The sequence below is a fragment of the Micromonospora sp. L31 genome, from assembly GCF_052068075.1.
In the GTDB taxonomy this organism is placed as follows: domain Bacteria; phylum Actinomycetota; class Actinomycetes; order Mycobacteriales; family Micromonosporaceae; genus Micromonospora; species Micromonospora purpureochromogenes.
Map to the genome: position 1 here is coordinate 14,371 of NZ_JBQHDC010000012.1, position 18,741 is coordinate 33,111.

At 73.2% G+C, this 18,741-nt stretch carries 15 protein-coding genes, 3 tRNA genes and 1 pseudogene; 9 read left to right on the plus strand and 10 right to left on the minus strand.

Annotation, left to right across the window (positions count from 1 at the left end; genetic code table 11):
• Positions 1–20: 20 nt before the first annotated feature.
• A pseudogene (locus ACTMS9_RS25940) lies at positions 21–600 on the plus strand (site-specific integrase).
• 77 nt (positions 601–677) lie between these two features.
• Here the strand turns inward: ACTMS9_RS25940 and ACTMS9_RS25945 are convergent.
• Positions 678–750: transfer RNA gene (locus ACTMS9_RS25945), tRNA-Arg, on the minus strand.
• A gap of 36 nt (positions 751–786) precedes the next feature.
• Positions 787–877: transfer RNA gene (locus ACTMS9_RS25950), tRNA-Ser, on the minus strand.
• Positions 878–1,722: 845 nt separating this feature from the next.
• Here ACTMS9_RS25950 and ACTMS9_RS25955 point away from each other — a divergent pair.
• Positions 1,723–2,751, plus strand: coding sequence for a hypothetical protein (locus ACTMS9_RS25955; protein WP_441166229.1), 1,029 nt, complete (start codon positions 1,723–1,725; stop codon positions 2,749–2,751).
• Here ACTMS9_RS25955 and ACTMS9_RS25960 read toward each other — a convergent pair.
• Positions 2,738–3,511: a CPBP family intramembrane glutamic endopeptidase gene (locus ACTMS9_RS25960; RefSeq protein WP_441166230.1), complete on the minus strand. Its 774-nt coding sequence runs from the start codon at positions 3,509–3,511 to the stop codon at positions 2,738–2,740. The genes ACTMS9_RS25955 and ACTMS9_RS25960 overlap by 14 nt on opposite strands.
• A 123-nt stretch (positions 3,512–3,634) precedes the next feature.
• On the opposite strand from ACTMS9_RS25960, the gene ACTMS9_RS25965 reads away from it, so the two are divergent.
• Positions 3,635–4,753: a globin domain-containing protein gene (locus ACTMS9_RS25965; RefSeq protein WP_334576267.1), complete on the plus strand. Its 1,119-nt coding sequence runs from the start codon at positions 3,635–3,637 to the stop codon at positions 4,751–4,753.
• 111 nt (positions 4,754–4,864) lie between these two features.
• Here the strand turns inward: ACTMS9_RS25965 and ACTMS9_RS25970 are convergent, their stop codons facing one another.
• Entirely contained in the window at positions 4,865–6,370 is a 1,506-nt protein-coding gene (locus tag ACTMS9_RS25970) for a peptide deformylase (RefSeq protein ID WP_441166231.1), read from the minus strand.
• Between the two features lie 286 nt (positions 6,371–6,656).
• Here ACTMS9_RS25970 and ACTMS9_RS25975 point away from each other — a divergent pair, with 286 nt between their 5' ends.
• Positions 6,657–7,436 (plus strand): IucA/IucC family C-terminal-domain containing protein, encoded by a 780-nt coding sequence (locus ACTMS9_RS25975; protein WP_441143903.1) that lies wholly within the window; start codon positions 6,657–6,659, stop codon positions 7,434–7,436.
• Positions 7,437–7,442: 6 nt separating this feature from the next.
• On the opposite strand, the gene ACTMS9_RS25980 is transcribed toward ACTMS9_RS25975, so the two are convergent.
• Entirely contained in the window at positions 7,443–9,269 is a 1,827-nt protein-coding gene (locus tag ACTMS9_RS25980; RefSeq protein ID WP_441166232.1) for a hypothetical protein, read from the minus strand.
• Between the two features lie 209 nt (positions 9,270–9,478).
• Here ACTMS9_RS25980 and ACTMS9_RS25985 point away from each other — a divergent pair, with 209 nt between their 5' ends.
• Complete coding sequence (locus ACTMS9_RS25985; protein WP_441166233.1) at positions 9,479–10,189, plus strand: class I SAM-dependent methyltransferase; 711 nt, start codon at positions 9,479–9,481, stop codon at positions 10,187–10,189.
• Between the two features lie 131 nt (positions 10,190–10,320).
• On the opposite strand, the gene ACTMS9_RS25990 is transcribed toward ACTMS9_RS25985, so the two are convergent.
• The 3 genes from ACTMS9_RS25990 to ACTMS9_RS26000 form a co-directional block, all read right to left on the minus strand.
• Positions 10,321–10,854, minus strand: a complete 534-nt coding sequence (locus ACTMS9_RS25990) for a YbhB/YbcL family Raf kinase inhibitor-like protein (protein WP_280839020.1) — start codon at positions 10,852–10,854, stop codon at positions 10,321–10,323.
• A gap of 126 nt (positions 10,855–10,980) precedes the next feature.
• On the minus strand, positions 10,981–11,880 hold the full coding sequence (locus tag ACTMS9_RS25995; protein ID WP_441166234.1) for a 2-hydroxyacid dehydrogenase: 900 nt from the start codon (positions 11,878–11,880) through the stop codon (positions 10,981–10,983).
• A gap of 95 nt (positions 11,881–11,975) precedes the next feature.
• A tRNA-Ser gene (locus ACTMS9_RS26000) sits at positions 11,976–12,062 on the minus strand.
• A 256-nt stretch (positions 12,063–12,318) separates the two neighbouring features.
• Between ACTMS9_RS26000 and ACTMS9_RS26005 the strand changes: the two genes are divergently transcribed.
• Positions 12,319–13,296 carry an NAD(P)H-quinone oxidoreductase gene (locus ACTMS9_RS26005; protein ID WP_441143893.1) on the plus strand — a complete coding sequence of 326 codons (978 nt, stop codon included), beginning with the start codon at positions 12,319–12,321 and terminating at the stop codon, positions 13,294–13,296.
• Here the strand turns inward: ACTMS9_RS26005 and soxR are convergent.
• Entirely contained in the window at positions 13,283–13,747 is a 465-nt protein-coding gene (gene soxR / locus ACTMS9_RS26010; RefSeq protein ID WP_441143891.1) for a redox-sensitive transcriptional activator SoxR, read from the minus strand. The two genes, ACTMS9_RS26005 and soxR, sit on opposite strands and share 14 nt — an antisense overlap.
• A gap of 45 nt (positions 13,748–13,792) precedes the next feature.
• On the opposite strand from soxR, the gene ACTMS9_RS26015 reads away from it, so the two are divergent.
• Positions 13,793–14,494 (plus strand): transketolase, encoded by a 702-nt coding sequence (locus tag ACTMS9_RS26015; RefSeq protein WP_441166235.1) that lies wholly within the window; start codon positions 13,793–13,795, stop codon positions 14,492–14,494.
• A 4-nt stretch (positions 14,495–14,498) separates the two neighbouring features.
• Entirely contained in the window at positions 14,499–15,392 is an 894-nt protein-coding gene (locus ACTMS9_RS26020; RefSeq protein WP_441166236.1) for a transketolase family protein, read from the plus strand.
• On the opposite strand, the gene ACTMS9_RS26025 is transcribed toward ACTMS9_RS26020, so the two are convergent.
• Complete coding sequence (locus tag ACTMS9_RS26025; RefSeq protein WP_441144039.1) at positions 15,378–16,085, minus strand: glycosyltransferase family 2 protein; 708 nt, start codon at positions 16,083–16,085, stop codon at positions 15,378–15,380. The two genes, ACTMS9_RS26020 and ACTMS9_RS26025, sit on opposite strands and share 15 nt — an antisense overlap.
• Positions 16,086–16,209: 124 nt before the next feature.
• On the opposite strand from ACTMS9_RS26025, the gene ACTMS9_RS26030 reads away from it, so the two are divergent.
• Entirely contained in the window at positions 16,210–18,516 is a 2,307-nt protein-coding gene (locus ACTMS9_RS26030; protein ID WP_441166237.1) for a hypothetical protein, read from the plus strand.
• Positions 18,517–18,741 lie beyond the last annotated feature (225 nt).

The window sequence follows — 18,741 nt, forward strand, 5'->3', positions numbered from 1 at the left end:
CTGACGAGGCCAAGCGGTTCTTGAAGGCGGCGCGGGATGACCGGTGGTACGCGCTCTACTCGGTCGCCTTGGCCCTTGGGCTTCGCCGCGGTGAGGCGCTGGCGCTGCGATGGGTCGACGTGGACCTGGTCGACAACGTGCTCCGCGTTCGGCAGTCGCTGCAACGCACCGGCGGTGAGCTCCGGTTCGGGCCGGTGAAGACGGACGGCTCGGAGCGGGCCGTGGTTCTGCCGCTCAGTCTGGTCGACGTGCTGCGCGGTCATCGGGCGCTGCAACGGACGGAGCGGGAGGCGGCCGGGGACCGCTGGCAGGAGCATGGATTGCTGTTCACCACGAAGATCGGCACTCCGATCGAGCCTCGCAACATCAATCGGCACTTCGACCAGTTGTGCGAGCAGGCGGGAGTCCGGCGCATTTCGTGCGCATGACCTGCGCCATTCGTGCGCGACGCTGCTTTACGACCAGGGCGTGCCGCTCGAACGGATTCAGGACGTGCTCGGGCACAGCTCCCCGACCGTCACCAAGTCGATCTACGTGGAGGCCACGCGGCGTGTACAGCAGGACGCTGTGGACCGGCTCGGCTTCCTCTTCGACGCGTAGGCGTAGGGGTCAGCCGTGGGGGTCAGAAAGATCAAGGGCCGGTGTCCCGTGATGGGAAACCGGCCCTTGACCTGCTGTGCGCCCGAAGGGACTCGAACCCCTAACCTTCTGATCCGTAGTCAGATGCTCTATCCGTTGAGCTACGGGCGCTCGGTGCTTGGCCAGTCTACACACCCGGCTTCCGCGCGGAGACTCCGGGATTCGAACCCGGGAGGGGCTTTAAAACCCCAACCGCATTAGCAGTGCGGCGCCATAGACCAGACTAGGCGAAGTCTCCCTGGTGGCCCCTGCAGACCACCGCGCCCGAGGATACAGGTCCGCCCCCACCGGGGGCAAAGCGACTACCGCAGCGAGGTGTTTTCACCGTGTGCGTCGTCACATTCGCGACTACGCTCCATCGACATGCAGGAGCAGACGCCGAGCGATCCGCCCCGCCGCGAGCCCGCCGAGGGGGCCCGCCGGCGCTCTCCGAAGGCCACCTTCACCCCACCCCCGGCCCCACCGAAGGCGGCCGGACCGGGCCAGGACGAGGGTACGGACGCCGCGCCGGGGAAGCGCCGTCCAGCGAAGGCCGCGCCCGCGGTCCTGTTCCGGCCACCCACTCCCGATCAGCCGCTGCCCCGCCAGCCACGGCCCGCAAGGAAGGCATCGGGTAGCGCCGGCACCCCGACCGAGCCCGGCGGGACCGACCCGGCCGACGTACCTACCGGTCGAGAGGGAGCCGGTGCGAGCCCCAGCGGCGGCACGGCGGCCGACGGGGCAGGTGAGCAGGAGATCGCCCGGCAGGTGACCGCCGACACACCAGCGGCGGACCGCGCCCGGAAGCGGAGCACCTCGACAGCCCGACAGGCACCCCCGGGGCGACAGACGACTGTTGCCCCGGTCACCCCGGGCGCGGCCGAGCCGACCGGTCCGGTGAGTTCCGGCACGTTGCCCCCAATCTCGGCGGCAGAGCCCGACGACGCACAGCCGAAGAGCCCTGCCTCGCCCACGAGGCGAAAGACCCCGAGGAAGGCCACCCCGCGCAGGGAAACCACCTCCCGCACGGGCACACCGGGCGAGGGCCGCACGGGCACCGGAGGCGAGAGCGCCACCAGCACCTCAGGCGAGAGCCACCCGACCATGCCGGACGAGAGCCCGCCGAGCGCGCCCGGCGAGAGCGACACCAGCACCCCGGGCGAGAGCTCGATGGCGGCGGAGAACCACAGCCAGGCGACCGTCCCCGAACAGAGCCGAGCCGCCACGCGACCCCGGAGCCGGACGACCGCCTCGGGCGAGAGCCGCGCCGCCGCGCCGAGAAAGACGGCCACGCCCAAGAAGGCGACCCCACCGAAGAAGGCCACACCGAAGAAGGCGACGCCCGGGCCAGCCCCGACGACGGTCGAGCAGATCGAAACCACGCCGGACGCCCCCGCACCGACCGCCGACACCGGCGCGCCCGGACCCGGCACGGCCCGGCCGGCACCTGACCTCGGGATCAGGACCGAGCAGCAGCCGGCGGCTCCGGTGCGTACCCGGGAACTGGACCTGGCGGAGATCCGGAGCCGGCTGCTGGAGCATCCCGGCTTCGCACCGGAACTGCTCGCCCTGGCCGCCGTGGCGGGGATCGGGCCGCGCGCCCACGACTGGGCGCAGCGGCTGCGGGCGACGTACCCGGATGCCGGACCGGACGGGCTGGCCCGGCTGGCCAGCCGGCGGTTCGTGCGGGTGGCCGGGGCCGGTGGCGCGGCGGCGGCGGTGGCCGGGCTGTTCGCGCCGGTGGCGGAGCTGGCGGCGGTGCTCTGGAGTCAGGCCGGCCTGGTGCTGCACGTGGCGGCGGCGTACGGCCGGGACCCGCTGGACGCGGAGCGGGCGGTGGAGCTGCTGGTGCTGACCCAGGTGCACCCGGACGCGGCGAGCGCGCGTACCGCGCTGGCGGCGGCGCGGGCGGTGGACGGGCCGGGGGACCGGCGGTGGCCGCGCGCGGCGGAGGCCGCCTGGCGGTTGGCGGCGCCGTTGGCCGCGCAGGCGGGCGGTTGGGCGGTGCTGCGGCTGGCGTCCCGGCTGCTGCCGGGGGCGGCGGTGCTCGCTGCGGCGGCGGGTGACGCGGCCGCGGCCGAGCGGCTGGCGGCCCGCGCGGTGGCCGCCTACCGGCCGGTCAGAGCCAGCTGAACCACTCCCTGGGCAGCGACGCGTAGCCGACGAAGGCGATCACGTCGAGCAGGGTGTGCGCCACGATCAGCGGCATCACCCGCCGGGTGCGCAGGTAGAAGAGGCTGAACACGACGCCCATGATCGCGTTGCCGACGAACGCGCCGAAGCCCTGGTAGAGGTGGTAGGAGCCGCGCAGCAGCGCGCTCGCCGCGATGATGGCGGCGAGCCGCCACTGGAGCTGGCGCAGCCTGGTCACCAGGTAGCCGACCACGATCACCTCCTCCAGCACGGCGTTCTGGACGGCGGCGAGGATCAGCACCGGCACCGCCCACCACAGGTCGGGCAGGCCGGCGGGGACCAGGGTGGCGTTGATCCCGAGCTGCGCGGCCGCCCAGAACAGCGCCAGGCCGGGCAGGCCGATCAGCGCCGCCAGGCCGGCGCCCCGGGCCAGGTCGGATCCGGGTCGGCGCAGGTCCACCCCGAGCGTCCGCGCCGGGTCGCCGGGGTCCCGTGCCAGTAGGTGTACGGCGAGCAGCACCGGCAGCAGCGCGAAGGCGATGCCGAGGAGCTGGTACGTCAGGTCCAGCCACGGCCGGGCCGACTGCGAGGTGTTGAGCGCGGCGGTCTGCTTCGACAGCGGTCCGTCGGCGGCCAGCTTCTCGATGATCAATACCAGCGCGTACACGGCCGACTGGCCGAGGGAGAGACCGAGCACCAGCAGGGTCTCGGTGCCCAGAACCCGGCGGGTCACCGGGCGGATGAGCTCGTCGACGGTCACCGCACCACTCTGCCGTACCGCCGGGGCCGGCGGCACCGGTCGCACAGCCTGTGCGACCGGTGCGCACACTGCGTGGACATTCTATGCGGGCCCGATCCGCCGTCAGGAGGAGGAGCGCGTCCCGTGGACAACTTCGCACGGCTACTGAAGGAGAGCTGGATCCTGGTCGAGGAGGACCGGGACCGGCTGATAGGTCACTTCTACGCCCGGCTGTTCCTCCTCGACCCGGACCTGCGCAAGCTCTTCCCGGTGCAGATGGCCGCCCAGCGCGACCGGCTGGTGGAAGCCATCGTCACCGCCACCCAGGTGGTGGACGACCCGGAGAGCTTCGACGAGTACCTGCGCTCGCTCGGCCGCGACCACCGCAAGTACCACGCGACCGCCGCGCACTACGAGACGATGGGCGTCGCGCTGCTGGACGCGCTGCGCAGCACCGCCGGCGACGGCTGGAACCTGGAGTACGACCAGGCCTGGCGGGACGCGTACGCGGCGATCAGCGAGAAGATGCAGGCTGGCGCGGCGGCGGACGACGATCCCCCGTTCTGGCACGGCGAGGTGCTGACCCACGAGCGGCACGGGCCGGACACGGCGGTGCTGACCGTCCGCGCCCTCCAGCATCCGCTGCGCTGGAAGGCCGGGCAGTACGTCAGCATCGAGGCGCCCCGGCACCTCCCGCGGGTGTGGCGGACGTACTCGGTGGCGAACGCCCCGAACGACGACAACGTGCTGGAGTTCCACATCCGTACGCCGGCCGGGGCGGGCTGGCTCTCCGGCGCGCTGGTCCGCCGGACCAGACCGGGCGAGCTGCTCCGGCTGGCCGCGCCGATGGGCTCGATGACGCTGGACCGCGAGTCGACCCGGGACATCCTCTGCGTGGCCGGCGGGGTCGGCCTGGCCCCGGTGAAGGCGCTGGTGGAGGAGCTGACCAGCTGGAACCGGACCCGCTGGGTGCACGTGTTCTACGGCGCCCGGCACGCCGACGACCTGTACGGCCTGGCGGGCCTGGAGGAGCTGGTGGCCGCGCACCCGTGGCTGTCGGTGACGCCGGCGTGCAGTGACGACCCGGACTTCGACGGCGAGCACGGGGAGATCTCCGACGTGGTCACCCGGTACGGCCCGTGGACGACGCACGACTGCTACGTCTCCGGCTCGGCCCCGATGGTCCGGGCCACCCTGCGGGCGCTCGCGGAGGACGAGGTGCCGCCGCCGAATATCCGGTACGACACCTTCGGCAACCTGTAACGACTTTCCTCCCCCCGAAAAAACCGGGTCGCGTGCCCCCGCCCCCTGGGGCACGCGACCCGGTCCCCGTCCGGCCCCTGACGGCGTCCCGCACGTGCCCCCGGGCGCTTGTCAGGGGCCGGTCTCCCGGTATTCCTCGACCGGCACCAGCGGCACGCCCGGCGCCATCCGGTCGGTGTAGAGCCGCCCCTGGAGGTGGTCGACCTCGTGCGCCACCAGCCGGGCCATCCCGTACGCGAACGAGGTGATGATCCGGCTGCCGTCCCAGCGGGCGTGCTCCACGTCGATGCGCAGCGGCCGGGGCACCAGACCGCGGTGGTCGGCGAAGGAGAGGCAGCCCTCGTACTGCTCGTCGGTGTCGGGGCTGGCGTCGACCACCCGGGGGTTGAGCAGCACCACCGGCTCGGCGGACCGGTCGGCGGGGCGGACCACGGCCGCCGCCGCGTCCATCCCGACCTGCGGGGCGGCCAGCCCCAGGCCGGCGCTGAACGGGTGCAGCTCGTCGACCCGGGTCAGCAGCGCGGTGAGCCGGTCGACCACCTCCCGGGCGGCGGTCTCGTCGCCGGGCAGGTCGAACGGTCGGGCGGGCCGGCGCAGCAGGTCGGCGTCGTGGGGCAGCACACCGAGGGCGCGCAGCCGGTCGCCGGCCCGACCGGCCGCCGTGGCCCGTTCCGCGTCGGCCGGTTCGCTCCGGAACCGCCACTGGAGGCGGTAGCGGGAGTTGAGCGGCGGGTCGTCGGTCGCCCAGTCGAAGATCGCGCGGTCACCGCGGTCGTGCCGGCGGATCGGGGTACGCAGCGGGCCCTCGTCGGCGGAGAGGGAGGTCTCCACCCCCCAGACCCGGGGGTCGAGCGCCACCGGCAGGTCCAGCCGGACGGCCAGGTGCCGGGTGGGCAGGCGGACGGCGCGCTGGAACCAGGGGCCCCACTTCTCCCGGCCGACGTGGTACGCGTACTCGATCTCGACCCGTTCACCCGGGTGCAGCGGGAACGACCCGTCACCGTTCTCGAAGAGCAGCCAGATCTCCTTGTACGCGTCCCGGTCGTGCTTGGCCCGCCAGTGCATCGGCTCGCGGCTGCCACCGTCGTCCCGGTACGCCCGCAGCCGCAGCTCGGCGAAGGTGAGCGGGTGCTCCCGGTGGTGCCGGTTGGAGCGGCCGGGGTCGTCGGGGTAGCGGTCGACGGCGACCCGGACGAGGTGGCGGGTCACCGGCTCGGTGCCGACGTTGTGCAGCTGGCGGCGCACCACGCAGTGGTAGCCCTCGTCGGTGTGGGTGAGGGTGGCGGTCTCGCGCTCGACGACCAGGCCGGTGCCGGGGGGCAGCCACTGCCCGGGCGGTGGCAGCTCGCGGTGCGCCGGTACGGGGCGGGCCTGGCGGAGCTGGTCGTACTCCCGGAAGCGTTGCCAGATCGCGCCGCTGGCGTCGAGGACGGCCTCGGCGCGGCGGGCGAAGTCCTCGGTGGGCCGGTGCCGGCGCCCCTCGACGTGGCTGACGTAGGACGGGTCGAAGCCCATGAGCGTGGCGAGTTGCTTCTTGGAGAGTCCTCGCCCCGTCCGGTGCCGGGCGAGTTCCGCGGCGAAGGACTCGGCGGCCCGCTCCAGGGGGGAGGTCGTCATCAGCTTCCTCACGGCCGGGACGACAAGTCTTCACGTTCGACCACCCCGGCCGCACCTGAACTGGCACTTTGCCGACATTTGGCTTGACACCACGCGCGTTTCCACCTTCACGCACCGGGTAGTACGCGGAGCCCGGGCGGTTCGTCGCCAGCGCCGTCGACGGAGTGACCCGGGCCTCTCGGTCCACCTTTGGTGAGGCTTCCCTTATCCGGAAGGCTGTGGTTAGGCTAGCCTTAGCTGGACGGACGGCACTTCGGACAAGGGGACGGACCAGGTGACAGCGGTGATGCCAGGGTGCGAGCTCGCCCCGCCGCTCGCCCCGGTGACCACCACCCTCCGAGCCATGTTCGGCACCGACGACCTGCCCGGCCTCGCGCCGGGCCTGCTGGTCGTCGACGAGGCCGGCTGGAGCCCGGCGACCGGCCTGATCGACGGCACCCGCCTCCCCGAGTTCCTCGCCGCGGCGTCCCGCCGCTGGGGTGGCACCCCGCACGCCTGCGCCGCGCTGGCCTGGAAGTCCTACAGCTACTGGACGGCCCTGCCGGTGGTGCTCGGCTGGGCCTCGGCGCGCCGGGTGCCGCTGCTCGACCCGGCCGACGTGCTGATCCACTTCGAGGACCACCACCAGTTGCTCACCATGGGCCTGCGCGGCTCGACCGCGGTCGCCGTGCTGCCGAACGACCCACTGGCGCTCGCCGGCCACCCCGAGGTGCGGGTGGTCGCCGACGAGGCGGAGCTGCTCCGCGTGCTCCGCGCCTCGCTGCTCGACGCCCACCTCGCCCCGATGATCGCCGCGATCCAGACGGAGGTCCGGGTCGGCACCCGTACGCTGCTCGGCTCGGTCGCCTCCGGCATCGCCCACGGCATCCTGCGCGCGGCCGACACCCTCCCCGGCTCCTCGGTCCGCAGCATCTCCACCCTGCTCGACGCGCTCGACCTGGCCGACCTGGTGGAGCTGGTGCCCGGTCCGACCGGCGAGCCGACGGTGCAGCGCCGGACCTGCTGCCTGGCCTTCACCCTGCCGAAGCCCAAGATCTGCCAGGGCTGCTGCGTCCGCCCGTCCTGACCGCGCCTACCCCGTCAGCGGCCGCACGTCCCAAAGCCACACCCCACCGGTGAAGGTGGGGGTGATCCCGGTCAGCTCGGTCATCGCCCAGCGCAGCGCGTCGGCGTTGCGGTGCAGGCCGAGGACCACCGCCCCGGCCCGCCAGTAGCGCAGGTCGTCCACCGCCGCGGCCCGGTCCTGCCGGGTGATCGGCGGGATCACCCCGGTCCGGGCGACGTGACCGAAGAAGTTGCTGGTCCGGCGGAACGGCGCGGTGAAGAGGGCGACGTCCGGCTCGGGCGCCGACGGCCGGGTGTCCGGCGCGAGGAAGTAGCCACGGGCGATCGGCATCTCCAGCCGGGTCCGGGACGACCAGCGCAGCGGGTCCGCGTAGGTGTTGTCGGGCAGCGGCAGGGTGACGATGCTGCGTTCGCCGGCGACGTACGGGCGCCACGCGCCGGAGGTGACGAACGCCGGGGTCGGGTCGAGCCGGGTGACGGGCAGCGGGGTGGGCACGTTCGGCAGCAGGGCCATGGCCAGGACGGTGACGGTGGCGAACCGGATCTGGGTCCGCGTGCCCGGGTACCGGCGGGCCAGCTGGCGGGCGTGTTCCGCGCCGAGCGCGAGCAGCACCCCGATGACCGGCGTGACCGCCAGCGACCAGCGGGTGGGCACCACGGAGTGCAGCAGCGGCAGGTCCTCCAGCAGCGCCCACGGGGCGGGCACGCCGGTGTCCCGGCCATTGAGCTGGATCTCCCGGCCGAGCGAGAGCACCGCGAAGAGCACGGCGAGGACCGCCAGGCCCAGCACCAGTGCGCTGCGCCGCAACCACCAGACCAGGGCGACGGTGAGGACCACCAGCGGCCAGCCGAAGAAGGCGTTCTCCTCGGTCGCGTTCTTGGCGAGCGGCCTGGCGGAGCGGACGTCACCGGCCAGCGACTCGCGCGAGTACGCCACGAAGGCGGCCAGGTCGGTGCGGTAGCCCCGGATCAGCCGGGACAGCCCGTGGTACGAGCCGGGGCCGAAGAGCTGCACGTAGAGCGGGTACGCCAGCAGCACGACGGACAGGACGGCGGCGACCCCGAGCCCGGCCAGGAAGGTGCGCGTGCCGCGGCGCAGCTCGGGCCGGCCGATGGCGAGCGCGGCCACCACCACGCCCAGCGCGATCGCGGTCATCAACAGGATCTCGAGGTTGAGGAAGGCCTGCCAGACGATCAGCAGGCCGAGCAGGAGGCCGTTGCGCAGCCACCGGCCGGCCTCGGCGAGCCGCAGGGTCCGCCAGGCGATCAGTGGGACGACGAACTGCGACACGATGTTCGGGTGGGCGTTGGCGTGCGACACCATCGCCGGGGCGAACGCGCAGAACGCGGCGCCCAGCCACGCCGGGCCCCGGGACCGGGTCACCACCCGGGAGAGGAAGAAGTACCAGGCGGTCCCGGTGGCGGCCATTCCCAGGGTGAGAAAGAGCAGAAAAGACCACTGCGGTCCGAAGAGAACCGTGACCGGCGTCATTGGTATTGAAATGGACAATACGGAGGTATTGGCCATCAGGTTCACACCGTCGGGCACGTTCATCTGGTCGGAAGCGAACGGGTAGGCGAATTCGGTCACGACCCGGGCACCGTGGGCCATCATCCACTCGAACTGCGACTGGTCGGACCGGTTGTCCCGCAGCCCACCGCCGGGGCGTGTCCAGAGTCGCAGGGTTACCCAGAGTGCCAGCAGCACGAAGCTGAGCACCGCGGCGACGTCCCGCCGCCAGCCCTCCCGCCACCGTACGCCGTGGTCGTCGCCGACCTCGGCGTCCCCGACGCCCGGTCGCTCGACCTCGGGGTCCGAATCGGGAGTAGTCATGACAATTCGGAGCGTAGTTGGCTTATCGCGCTGACGTGACATGTTTCGGAGGACTGCGTACTATGTGCCGGGTTCGCCGACCCCCGATCACGTGCCCAAACCCGACCGCATTTCGGCCACCACGGTGCCCCGTTTCCTCCGCCGCTGACGCGGATGATTCACTCTGTCGGTCCAGGCGCGGGTCGAGTCATATCGTGAGGAATCGACGCATGGCAGAAATCACTGGGGATCAGCGCGTCCAGTCCGAGGTCCTGGAGGGCCTCGCGACGGCGGTCAACCACCGGAGCTGGTTCGTCGAGCTGGCCGTGCCCCACCTCGGCGACAACCCCATCGAGATCGGCAGCGGCCTCGGCGACTACGCGCTCGAGTGGTCGCAGCACGTCCCCCGCTTCACCGCCACCGAGGCCGACCCGGACCGGCTGGTCCAGCTCAAGGAGCGGCTGGTCGACGAGCCCACCATCGAGGTACGGCAGATGCTGCTGCCGCACCCCGAGCGCGGCGACTACAGCGCGGCCGTCTCGTACAACGTGCTGGAGCACATCGAGGACCACGTCGGCGCGCTGCGCAGCATGCGCGACCTGGTCCGGCCCGGCGGCGCGGTGATCATCATTGTGCCGGCCTTCCAGTTCGCGATGAGCCCCGCCGACATCGCCACCGGGCACGTGCGCCGCTACACGAAGAAGACCCTGGCGGCGGCCATGACCGAGGCGGGGCTGACGGTCGAGACCATCCACTACGCCAACGCGCTCGGCCTGATCGGGTACTTCATGGCCACCAAGGTCTTCCGGCTGATGCCGAAGGAGGGCCCGATGGTCAAGGTCTACGACACCCTGGTACTGCCGGCGACCAAGGCCGCCGAGCAGCGGATCCGGCCCCCGTTCGGCCAGTCCGTGTTCGCCGTCGCCCGCGTCCCTGACTGACCCGTCCCGCCGGACGCCGTCCGGCCTCGTGGGGGTCGGCTCGCCGGCCGGGACCGCGGACGGTGGTGGCCTCCCACGGTCAGGGGGAGGCCACCAGGTCCGGTTTCAGGCGCGCGCACGGCCCGCGCGGGTCACTCCTTGATCTGGTACGTCGGGCGGATGACCGCCCGGGCCAGGGTGTGGAAGGCCAGGTTGAAGCCGACGTAGGCGGGGCTGGCGGTGGGGCCGACGTCGAGGCGCTCGACGTCCAGCGCGTGCACCGCGAAGACGTACCGGTGCGGCCGGTCCCCGGGCGGCGGGGCGGCGCCGCCGTAGCCGGTGTCGCCGTAGTCGTTGCGGACGCTGAACGCGCCGCCGAGGTCGGCCTCCTTCGCCCCGGTGGGCAGCTCGGTCACCGACGCCGGCAGGTTCACCAGCACCCAGTGCCAGAAGCCGCTGCCGGTCGGGGCGTCCGGGTCGAAGCAGGTCACCACGAAGCTCTTCGTCTCGGCCGGGAAGTCCGACCAGGCCAGGTGCGGGGAGACGTTCTCGCCGCCGGCGCTGCCGTGCGCGTACCGCGCGTCCATCGGCTCGCCGTTGTGCACGTCGTCACTGGTCAGGTTGAACGACGAGACGGTCGGCAGCAGCTCGTACGGGTCCGGGGCGATCGGTCGTTCCAGGGTCATCGGGGGTCCTTCCGGTGCGCGTGATGTCCTCCGCCCTTCTTACCCCGCCGCCGCGTCCGAACGAACCGAAAGCCACGCCACGTCCAGATCGCACCCACCCTGCGACACGAAGTGCGGCACACGGAGTTACGGCCCGACAACCACATTCGCGAGCGGCTCGCCCGCCGCGTACCGCCGGACCTGGTCGACCAGCAGCCGGCGGGCCCGGGGCGCCAACGCGGCGGTCAGGCCGCCGACGTGCGGGCTGATCAGGACGTTCGGTGCGGACCACAGCGGGTGGTCGGCGGGCAGCGGCTCGGGTTCGGTGACGTCCAGGGCAGCGTGCAGCCGGCCCGCGCCAAGCTCGGCGAGCAGCGCCTCGGTGTCCACCACCCGCCCCCGTGACACGTTCACCAGCAGGGCGCCGTCGGCCATCCTGGCGAGGAAATCCTTGCTCACCAGGCCCTCGGTCTCCGGGGTCAGCGGCGTGGCCAGGATGACGACGTCCGCTCGTGGCAACAGCTCCGGAAGTTCGGAAACCGGCCGTACGCCGGGGCGGGCGTTCCGGGCCACCCGGCTGATGTCCACCTCGAACCCAGCGAGCCGGCGCTCGATCGCGGCGCCGATCGAGCCGTACCCGACGATCAGCACCCGGGCGTCAGCCAGCCCGGTCGACCAACCCGAGGCCCAGCGGCCCTCGCCCCCCGCCCGGACGAAGTCCGGCAGCCGGCGTAGGGCGGCAAGGGTGAGCGCCACGGCCAGCTCGGCGGTGGCCGCGTCGTGCACGCCTCGGCCGTTGGCCAGAGTCAGGCCGGGCCGCAGGTACGGCAGGACATGGTCGTAGCCGGCGGTCACGGTCTGCACCACTTTGAGCCGGGGCATCCGGGCGATCGGCTCGCAGAAGCGCGGATCAACAACCCCGTACGGAACCGCGTAGAACTCGACGTCGTCCAGCTTCTCGGGCACGGGTTGAGTGCCGTCGTACAGCGCGACGTCCAGATCGCCAAGCTCGGCCAATGCGTCGGGGTGAGAGATCAGGTAGCGCACGGCGACAATCATGCTCGATCGGGCCGAGCGGCCGCGCCCGCAGCCCCCTGACCGGCGTCTGCGCTGTTCAGGGGGGTTTCTGCTGTTCCGGCGGGCGGAGGGTGTGGGATTCGAACCCACGAGGACGTTGCCGCCCTACCGGTTTTCAAGACCAGCGCCATCGGCCACTAGGCGAACCCTCCCGGACCGTCACCCTCGGGTGTACGGCCGGTTCCTAGTCTGCCACGGACGCCGCACGCGGGAACGGGCCTCCCACCCCTATTGCGAGAATGCCCCGATGTGAGAGACACCGACGATCGTCCTGATCAGCGCGATCGCGGCGGCCGACCGCGTCCACAGTGGCTGGAGCTGGCCCGACAACCGTCCCGCTCGGCGCGGACGGTGGACGAGATCCGGGCCCGAGCGTCCGGCGAGGGGCGGATCGGGTAAGACTGGGCCATGCACGCGATCACGATTCCGGAACCCGGCGGACCCGAGGCACTCGTCTGGGCGGAGGTGCCCGACCCGGAGCCCGGCCCGGGTGAGGTGGTCGTCGACGTGCGGGCCAGCGCGGTGAACCGGGCCGACCTGCTGCAACGGCAGGGCCACTACCCGCCGCCGCCGGGCGCGCCCGCGTACCCCGGTTTGGAGTGCTCGGGGGTGGTCGGCGCGGTCGGTCCGGGCGTGACCGGGTGGGAGGTCGGCCAGGAGGTCTGCGCGCTGCTGGCCGGCGGCGGGTACGCGGAGCGGGTGGCGGTGCCGGCCGGGCAACTGCTGCCGGTGCCGGCCGGGGTGGACCTGGTCGACGCGGCGGCGCTGCCGGAGGTGGCCTGCACGGTCTGGTCGAACGTGGTGCGGCTGGCCCGGCTCGGCAAGGGCGAGACGCTGCTGGTGCACGGCGGTGGCAGCGGGATCGGCACCTTCGCCGTCCAGCTCGGGGTGGCGCTCGGCGCGACCGTGGCGGTGACCGCCCGCGCGGCCAAGCACGACCGGCTGCGGGAGCTGGGCGCCGCGCACACGATCGACTACCGGGAGCAGGACTTCGTGGCGGAGCTTCGCCGGGCCACCGACGGCCGCGGCGCGGACGTCATTCTCGACATCATGGGCGCCTCCTACCTGGGCCGGAACGTGGCGGCGCTGGCCGACGGCGGTCGGCTGGTGGTGATCGGCATGCAGGGCGGCCGCAAGGCCGAGCTGGACCTGGGTGCGCTGCTGGCCAAGCGGGCCTCGGTGGCCGCGACCGCGCTACGCTCCCGCCCGCTGGACGACAAGGCGGAGATCGTGCGGGGCGTCCGCGAGCAGGTCTGGCCGCTGGTGGAGGCCGGCAGGATCCGGCCGATCGTGGACCGGCGGCTGCCGATGACCGAGGCGGCGCAGGCGCACCGGCTGGTCGAGTCGAGCGACCACGTGGGCAAGGTGCTGCTCACGGCGCCGTGACGGCACCACTCCCCGGTCGCGGCAGCACCAGCCGGGCGCCCGGCCCCTCGCCCGCGAGCGAGTCGCCCGGGTTGTAGAGGCTGCAGCGCTGCAACGACAGGCAGCCGCAGCCGATGCAGCCATCCAGGTCGTCGCGGAGCTTGCCGAGCAGCCGGATCTTCTCGTCCAACCGCTCCCGCCAGACCCGGGACAGGGCGGCCCAGTCGTCGGGGGTGGGGTTACGGGAGGCGGGCAGCGAGTCGAGCGCCTCGCGGATCTCCTCCAGCGAGATGCCGACCTGCTGGGCGATCCGGACGAACGCCACCCGGCGCAGCTCGGTGCGCGGGTACCGGCGCTGGTTGCCGCCGGTGCGTTCGGCGCGGATCAGGCCGAGCCGTTCGTAGTAGCGCAGCGCGGACGGGGCCACGCCGCTGCGGGTGGAGAGCTGCCCGATGGTGAGTGATTCGTGCATCAGTCGCCTTGAGTTGAAGTTGACTTCAACTTGCAGGCTAGCCGCATGACCACCACGACCGCCACCGCCCCACCCGTACCGGGTCCGGTCGCCGCACCGCTGGAGCGGCTGCGCGCCGGCCGCGAGTTCGGCCCCAACGTGTACTCGACCGTCGACGTGCTCTGGGTGCTGTACGACCGGATCCTGCGGATCACCCCGCAGACCGTGGACGACCCGGATCGGGACCGCTTCCTGCTCTCCAAGGGGCACGCCGTCGCCGGCTACTACGCGGTGCTCGCCGCGAAGGGCTTCGTCCCGGCCGACTGGCTGGACGACCAGGGCGGCCCGGACAGCCGCCTCGGCGACCACCCGGACCGGCTGCTGGTGCCCGGCGTGGAGATCGGTTCCGGCTCGCTCGGCCACGGCCTCGGGCTGGGCGTGGGCACCGCGCTGGGGCTGCGCGCCCAGGGTCGCACCGATCCCCGGGTGTACGTCCTGCTCGGCGACGCCGAGCTGGACGAGGGTTCCAACCACGAGGCGATCGCGTACGCCGGGGCGACCGGGCTGGCCAACCTGACCGCGATCGTGCTGGACAACCACTCCGCCAGCCACGGCTGGCCGGGCGGGGTGGCCAGCCGGTTCACCGTCAACGGCTGGACCGCCGCCACCGTCGACGGACGCGACCACGACGCCCTGCACGCCGCCCTCACCGGGCACGAGAAGCACCGGCCGCACCTCGTCGTCGCGGTCGTCGAGAACGGGGAGTGAGAGCATGCGGGAGACCTTCGTCGCCAGCGCGACCGAACTGCTGGCGGATCCGCGTACCACCATCGTGCTGGCGGACATCTCGGCCGCCGCGTTCGCCCCGGCCGCCCGCCGGTACCCCGACCGGGTGCTCAACGTCGGCATCCGGGAACAGTTGATGGTGGGGGTGGCCGGCGGACTGGCGCTGACCGGGCAACGCCCGATCGTGCACAGCTACGCCCCGTTCCTCGTCGAGCGGGCGTACGAGCAGATCAAACTGGACCTCGACCACCAGGGGGTGGGCGCGGTGCTGGTCAGCGTCGGGGCGTCGTACGACCGGGCGGCGGCGGGCCGGACGCACCTCAGCCCGGCGGACGTCAGCCTGCTCGACACGCTGAACGGCTGGACCGTGCACGTGCCCGGCCACCCGGACGAGGTGCCGGGGCTGCTGCGCGACGTGGTGTGCGGGCAGGACTCGGCGTACCTGCGGCTGTCGACGCAGCGCAACAGCCGCCCGTACGGCGGGGACGGTGCGCTGCGGGTGCTGCGGGACGCCGGGGCCGGCGCCGCGCTGCTGGTGGCTGTCGGGCCGGTGCTGGACGCGGCGCTCGCGGCGGTGGCCGACCTGCCGGTGACGGTGGCCTACACCCACCGGCCGCGGCCGTTCGACACCGCCGGCCTGCGGGAGCTGGCCGGCGCGGAGGTGATCCTGGTCGAGCCCTACCTGGCCGGCACCTCGGCCCGGGTGGTGTCGGAGGCACTGGCCGACCGCCCGCACCGGCTGCTCAGCCTCGGCGTGGCCCGGTCGGACCTGCGGCGCTACGGCACGGCGGAGGACCACACCCGCTGGCACGGGCTGGACGCCGACGGTCTGCGCCGGTCGGTCGACGGTTTCCTGCGGACGGCGTCAGCGCGGGGCTGAGCCGGCGGGACGGCGGCGGGTGCGCTCTCGGCCGAGGATCCAGAGCGCCTCGACGCCGTCCTTCCAGGTGATCTTCTTGCCCTCCTCGCGACCGCGCGCCCGGTAGCTGATCGGCACCTCGTACGGGCGGATGCGGCGGCGCAGCAGCTTGCCGGTCACCTCCGCCTCCATCCCGAAGCCGCGGGACCGGACGTCGAGGGAGCGGTAGAGCTCGACCGGCATCAGCTTGAAGCAGGTCTCCAGGTCGCCGATGTAGGAGTTGAACAGCACGTTGGCGGCCATCGTGACGCCCTTGTTGCCCATCACGTACCAGAAGCTGTAGGCGCTGTGGCTGCCGAAGGTGCGATTGCCGTAGACCACCGTGGCACGGCCGTCGAGCACCGGGTCGAGCAGGCGCGGGATGTCCTGCGGGTCGTACTCCAGGTCGGCGTCGAGGATGACCATGTACTCACCCTCGGCGCTGTCCACGGCCGTCCTGATGGCCGCGCCCTTGCCCGCGTTGCGCTGGTGGGTGATGACCCGCAGCCGGGCGTCGTCGGCCCGGCCGAGGATCTCACCGGTGCCGTCCCGGCTGCCGTCGTCGACCACGACCAGCTCGATCTCGCACGGGTAATCGACCGCCAATGCCTGCTTGAGGGCATCCGCGATGCGTTCTTCCTCGTTGTAGACCGGCATGAGGATCGAGAGCTTCACGGGGATCTCCACGGTGGCGACAATAAGTCGGCCCTAGCCTAGCCTGGCTGCTCAGCGCCAGGGAGGCCGCCACCACGGCCAGGGGGCACCCCACCCTTCAGGAGCATGGTGTTAACTTCCGCCCATGTCGGCAGCCGGCTGGATGGTCGTAGTGGCGCCCGTCGCCGCGTTCGTGGTGCTCACCTCGGTGCTGTGGAGCCGCCGCCCGGACGCGGTCGCCCCGCTGCGCCTGGCCGTGGTCCGCGCCGCGCTGCTGACCGGCGTCTTCGCCGTACTCACCGTGGAACTGCTGGGCGCGCTGCGCGCGCTGACCCTGCCGGCCGTCGCCGTGGCCTGGCTGCTCTTCCTCGCCGCCACCGTGGCGGCGGCCCGCCCGTGGCAGCGTCGCGCGGCCGTGGCGTCCGCCGCGGTGGCGCCCGCCACCCGGGCCGGGACGCTCGTCGGGGCGGCGACCGGCGCCCCGGCGTCCGGCGCCGGCCCGGCCGCCACGCCCGACTCCCCCGCCGGCCCGCCCGACGCTGTCCCGCCCCCGGCGTCCGGGCCGGGCGGCCTGGCGTCGGCCCTGGCCGGCGTCCGGGCCCGGCTGGCCCACTTCCGGGGTACGGCGAGCCGGGGCGAGCGGCTGCTGGCCGGCACGGTCGGCGGGCTGGTGCTGGTGGAGCTGCTCGTCGCACTGCTGGCCGAGCCCAACAACTTCGACTCGCAGACCTACCACCTGCCCAAGGTGGAGCACTGGGTCGCCCAGGGCAGCCTGGACTTCTGGCCCACCGCGATCCACCGGCAGGTGACCATTCCGCCGGGCGCGGAGTACCTGCTGCTGCACCTGCGCCTGCTGACCGGTGGTGACGCGCTGCACAACCTGGTGCAGTGGGCCGCCGCGTTGGGCTGCCTGGTGGTGGCGACCCGGGTCGTCGCGCAGCTCGGCGGCGGACGGCGGGCCCAGCTGCTCACCGCGTTCCTGCTGGCCACCACGCCGATGGTGGCGCTCCAGGCGACCAGCACCCAGACCGACCTGGTGGCCGCCGCCTGGGCCGGCTGCGCCGGGACGCTGGCGCTGGACGGACTGCGTCGGCGCGCGGACGTCGGGAGCCTGCTGGCGCTCGGCGCGGCCACCGGCCTGACCGCGCTGACCAAGACCAGCGGCCTGCTCGCGGTCGGACCGCTGCTGGTGCTCTGGGGAGTCGCCCAGCTCCGGCTGGCGTTCCGCCCGGCGTCGACGGAGGTGGTTCCAGTCTCGGAGACCGGCGGCGCGGGCTCGGCGTCGACCAGCCCGGTGCCGGCGGGCTCGGGCTTGGCGGGCTCGACGCCGACGGGCTCGGCGTCGGCCGGTTCGGGGTCTGCCGGGGAGGGGCGTGGCGGCGCCGGGGTGGTGCGGACGGTCGCCGGATCGCTGCTGGTGCTGTTGGTGGCCGCGGCGGTGGTGGGCCCGTTCCTGGCCCGGGTGACCGTCGAGTTCGGTCACCCGCTCGGCCCGCCCCGGCTCCGCGAGTCCATCCCGATGGAACGGCACGACCCGGCGTCGATCCTGGTCAACGCGCTGCGGATTGGTCACACCGCGTTCGACACCCCGCTCGCGCCGCTGCGCGCCGGCACGGCCGGGGCGATCGCGGACGGCTCGCGGGCGATCGGCGTCGACCCGCAGGACCGCGCGATCACCTTCGGCCGGGAGGTGTTCCCGGTGCCGGCCTGGTACCCGGACGAGGACCGGGTGGCGTTCCCGCTGGCCGGCACGCTGGCGCTGCTGGGGGCGCTGTTCGCGCTGGCCCGGCCGGCCCGGATCAGCCCGACCGGGCCGGCGGCCCTGCGGGCGTACGCGGTCGCGGTGGTGGTGGCCGTCGGGCTGCACACCGCGACGATCAAGTGGCAGCCCTGGGGAAACCGGCTGCTGCTCTACGCGCTGGTGGCCGCCGTGCCGCTGGCCGGGCTCTGGCTGGACGCGCTGCTGCGGCACCGGCTCGACTCCGGGCGGCGGTCGGTCGCGGCCGGGCTGGTGGTGAGCATGCTGGCCGCCTCCGCGCTGGCCGGCGTGCTGGCCCTGTCGTACGGCTTCCCGCGCCGGTTGGTCGGCGCCGGCTCGGTCTTCACCACCTCCGAGTGGGACACCCGCTTCCTGCGCCGGCCGCAGTGGGCCGAGGAGTTCCGCTGGGCCGCGGCGGCGGTACGGGCGAGCGACGCCCGCCGGATCGGCCTGGTGCAGCAGAACGACAACTGGGAGTACCCCTGGTGGCTGCTGCTCCGCGACGTGGAGGGCCGCTCGCCGGAGCTGGTGGCGTTGCAGTCGGTGCTGCCGGAGCGGCCGCCGGCCGACCCGGCCTCGGTGGACGCGATCGTCTGCACCGGCAGCCGTACGGCGTGCGCCAAGCTGGTGCCGGCGGGCTGGACGCTGGAGTTCCGCGACTACGTCGGCTACGCCCGGCCGCCCGGCCGCTGACCGCCCCACCCCACCCGACCGCCCCGCCCACCGCCGCGCCGCCCGACCACGTCCGCCGGCGCGCTTTGCGGCGTGTTGCGGTGTCCGACGGCCGGGACACCGCGACACGCCGCAAGTCGTGGCGGAGGCGAGTGGTCCGGCGGTCGGGGACGCGCCGCGCAGATGGCGGAAACCTTTCCGAGACATATTCACATCCATGCATCGCCCACGTTACCGTCCGGTAAC

Excerpts from the sequence above, each read along its gene's own strand:
- ACTMS9_RS26020 (WP_441166236.1), top strand. The coding sequence starts at position 14,499 with ATGCGGGAGACCTTCGTCGCCAGCGCGACCGAACTGCTGGCGGATCCG.
- ACTMS9_RS25955 (WP_441166229.1), top strand. The coding sequence starts at position 1,723 with ATGCCGGACGAGAGCCCGCCGAGCGCGCCCGGCGAGAGCGACACCAGC.
- ACTMS9_RS26015 (WP_441166235.1), top strand. The coding sequence starts at position 13,793 with ATGACCACCACGACCGCCACCGCCCCACCCGTACCGGGTCCGGTCGCC.
- ACTMS9_RS25990 (WP_280839020.1), bottom strand. The coding sequence starts at position 10,854 with ATGACCCTGGAACGACCGATCGCCCCGGACCCGTACGAGCTGCTGCCG.
- ACTMS9_RS25975 (WP_441143903.1), top strand. The coding sequence starts at position 6,657 with ATGCCAGGGTGCGAGCTCGCCCCGCCGCTCGCCCCGGTGACCACCACC.
- ACTMS9_RS26030 (WP_441166237.1), top strand. The coding sequence starts at position 16,210 with ATGTCGGCAGCCGGCTGGATGGTCGTAGTGGCGCCCGTCGCCGCGTTC.
- soxR (WP_441143891.1), bottom strand. The coding sequence starts at position 13,747 with ATGCACGAATCACTCACCATCGGGCAGCTCTCCACCCGCAGCGGCGTG.
- ACTMS9_RS25980 (WP_441166232.1), bottom strand. The coding sequence starts at position 9,269 with ATGACTACTCCCGATTCGGACCCCGAGGTCGAGCGACCGGGCGTCGGG.
- ACTMS9_RS25970 (WP_441166231.1), bottom strand. The coding sequence starts at position 6,370 with ATGACGACCTCCCCCCTGGAGCGGGCCGCCGAGTCCTTCGCCGCGGAA.
- ACTMS9_RS26005 (WP_441143893.1), top strand. The coding sequence starts at position 12,319 with ATGCACGCGATCACGATTCCGGAACCCGGCGGACCCGAGGCACTCGTC.
- ACTMS9_RS25985 (WP_441166233.1), top strand. The coding sequence starts at position 9,479 with ATGGCAGAAATCACTGGGGATCAGCGCGTCCAGTCCGAGGTCCTGGAG.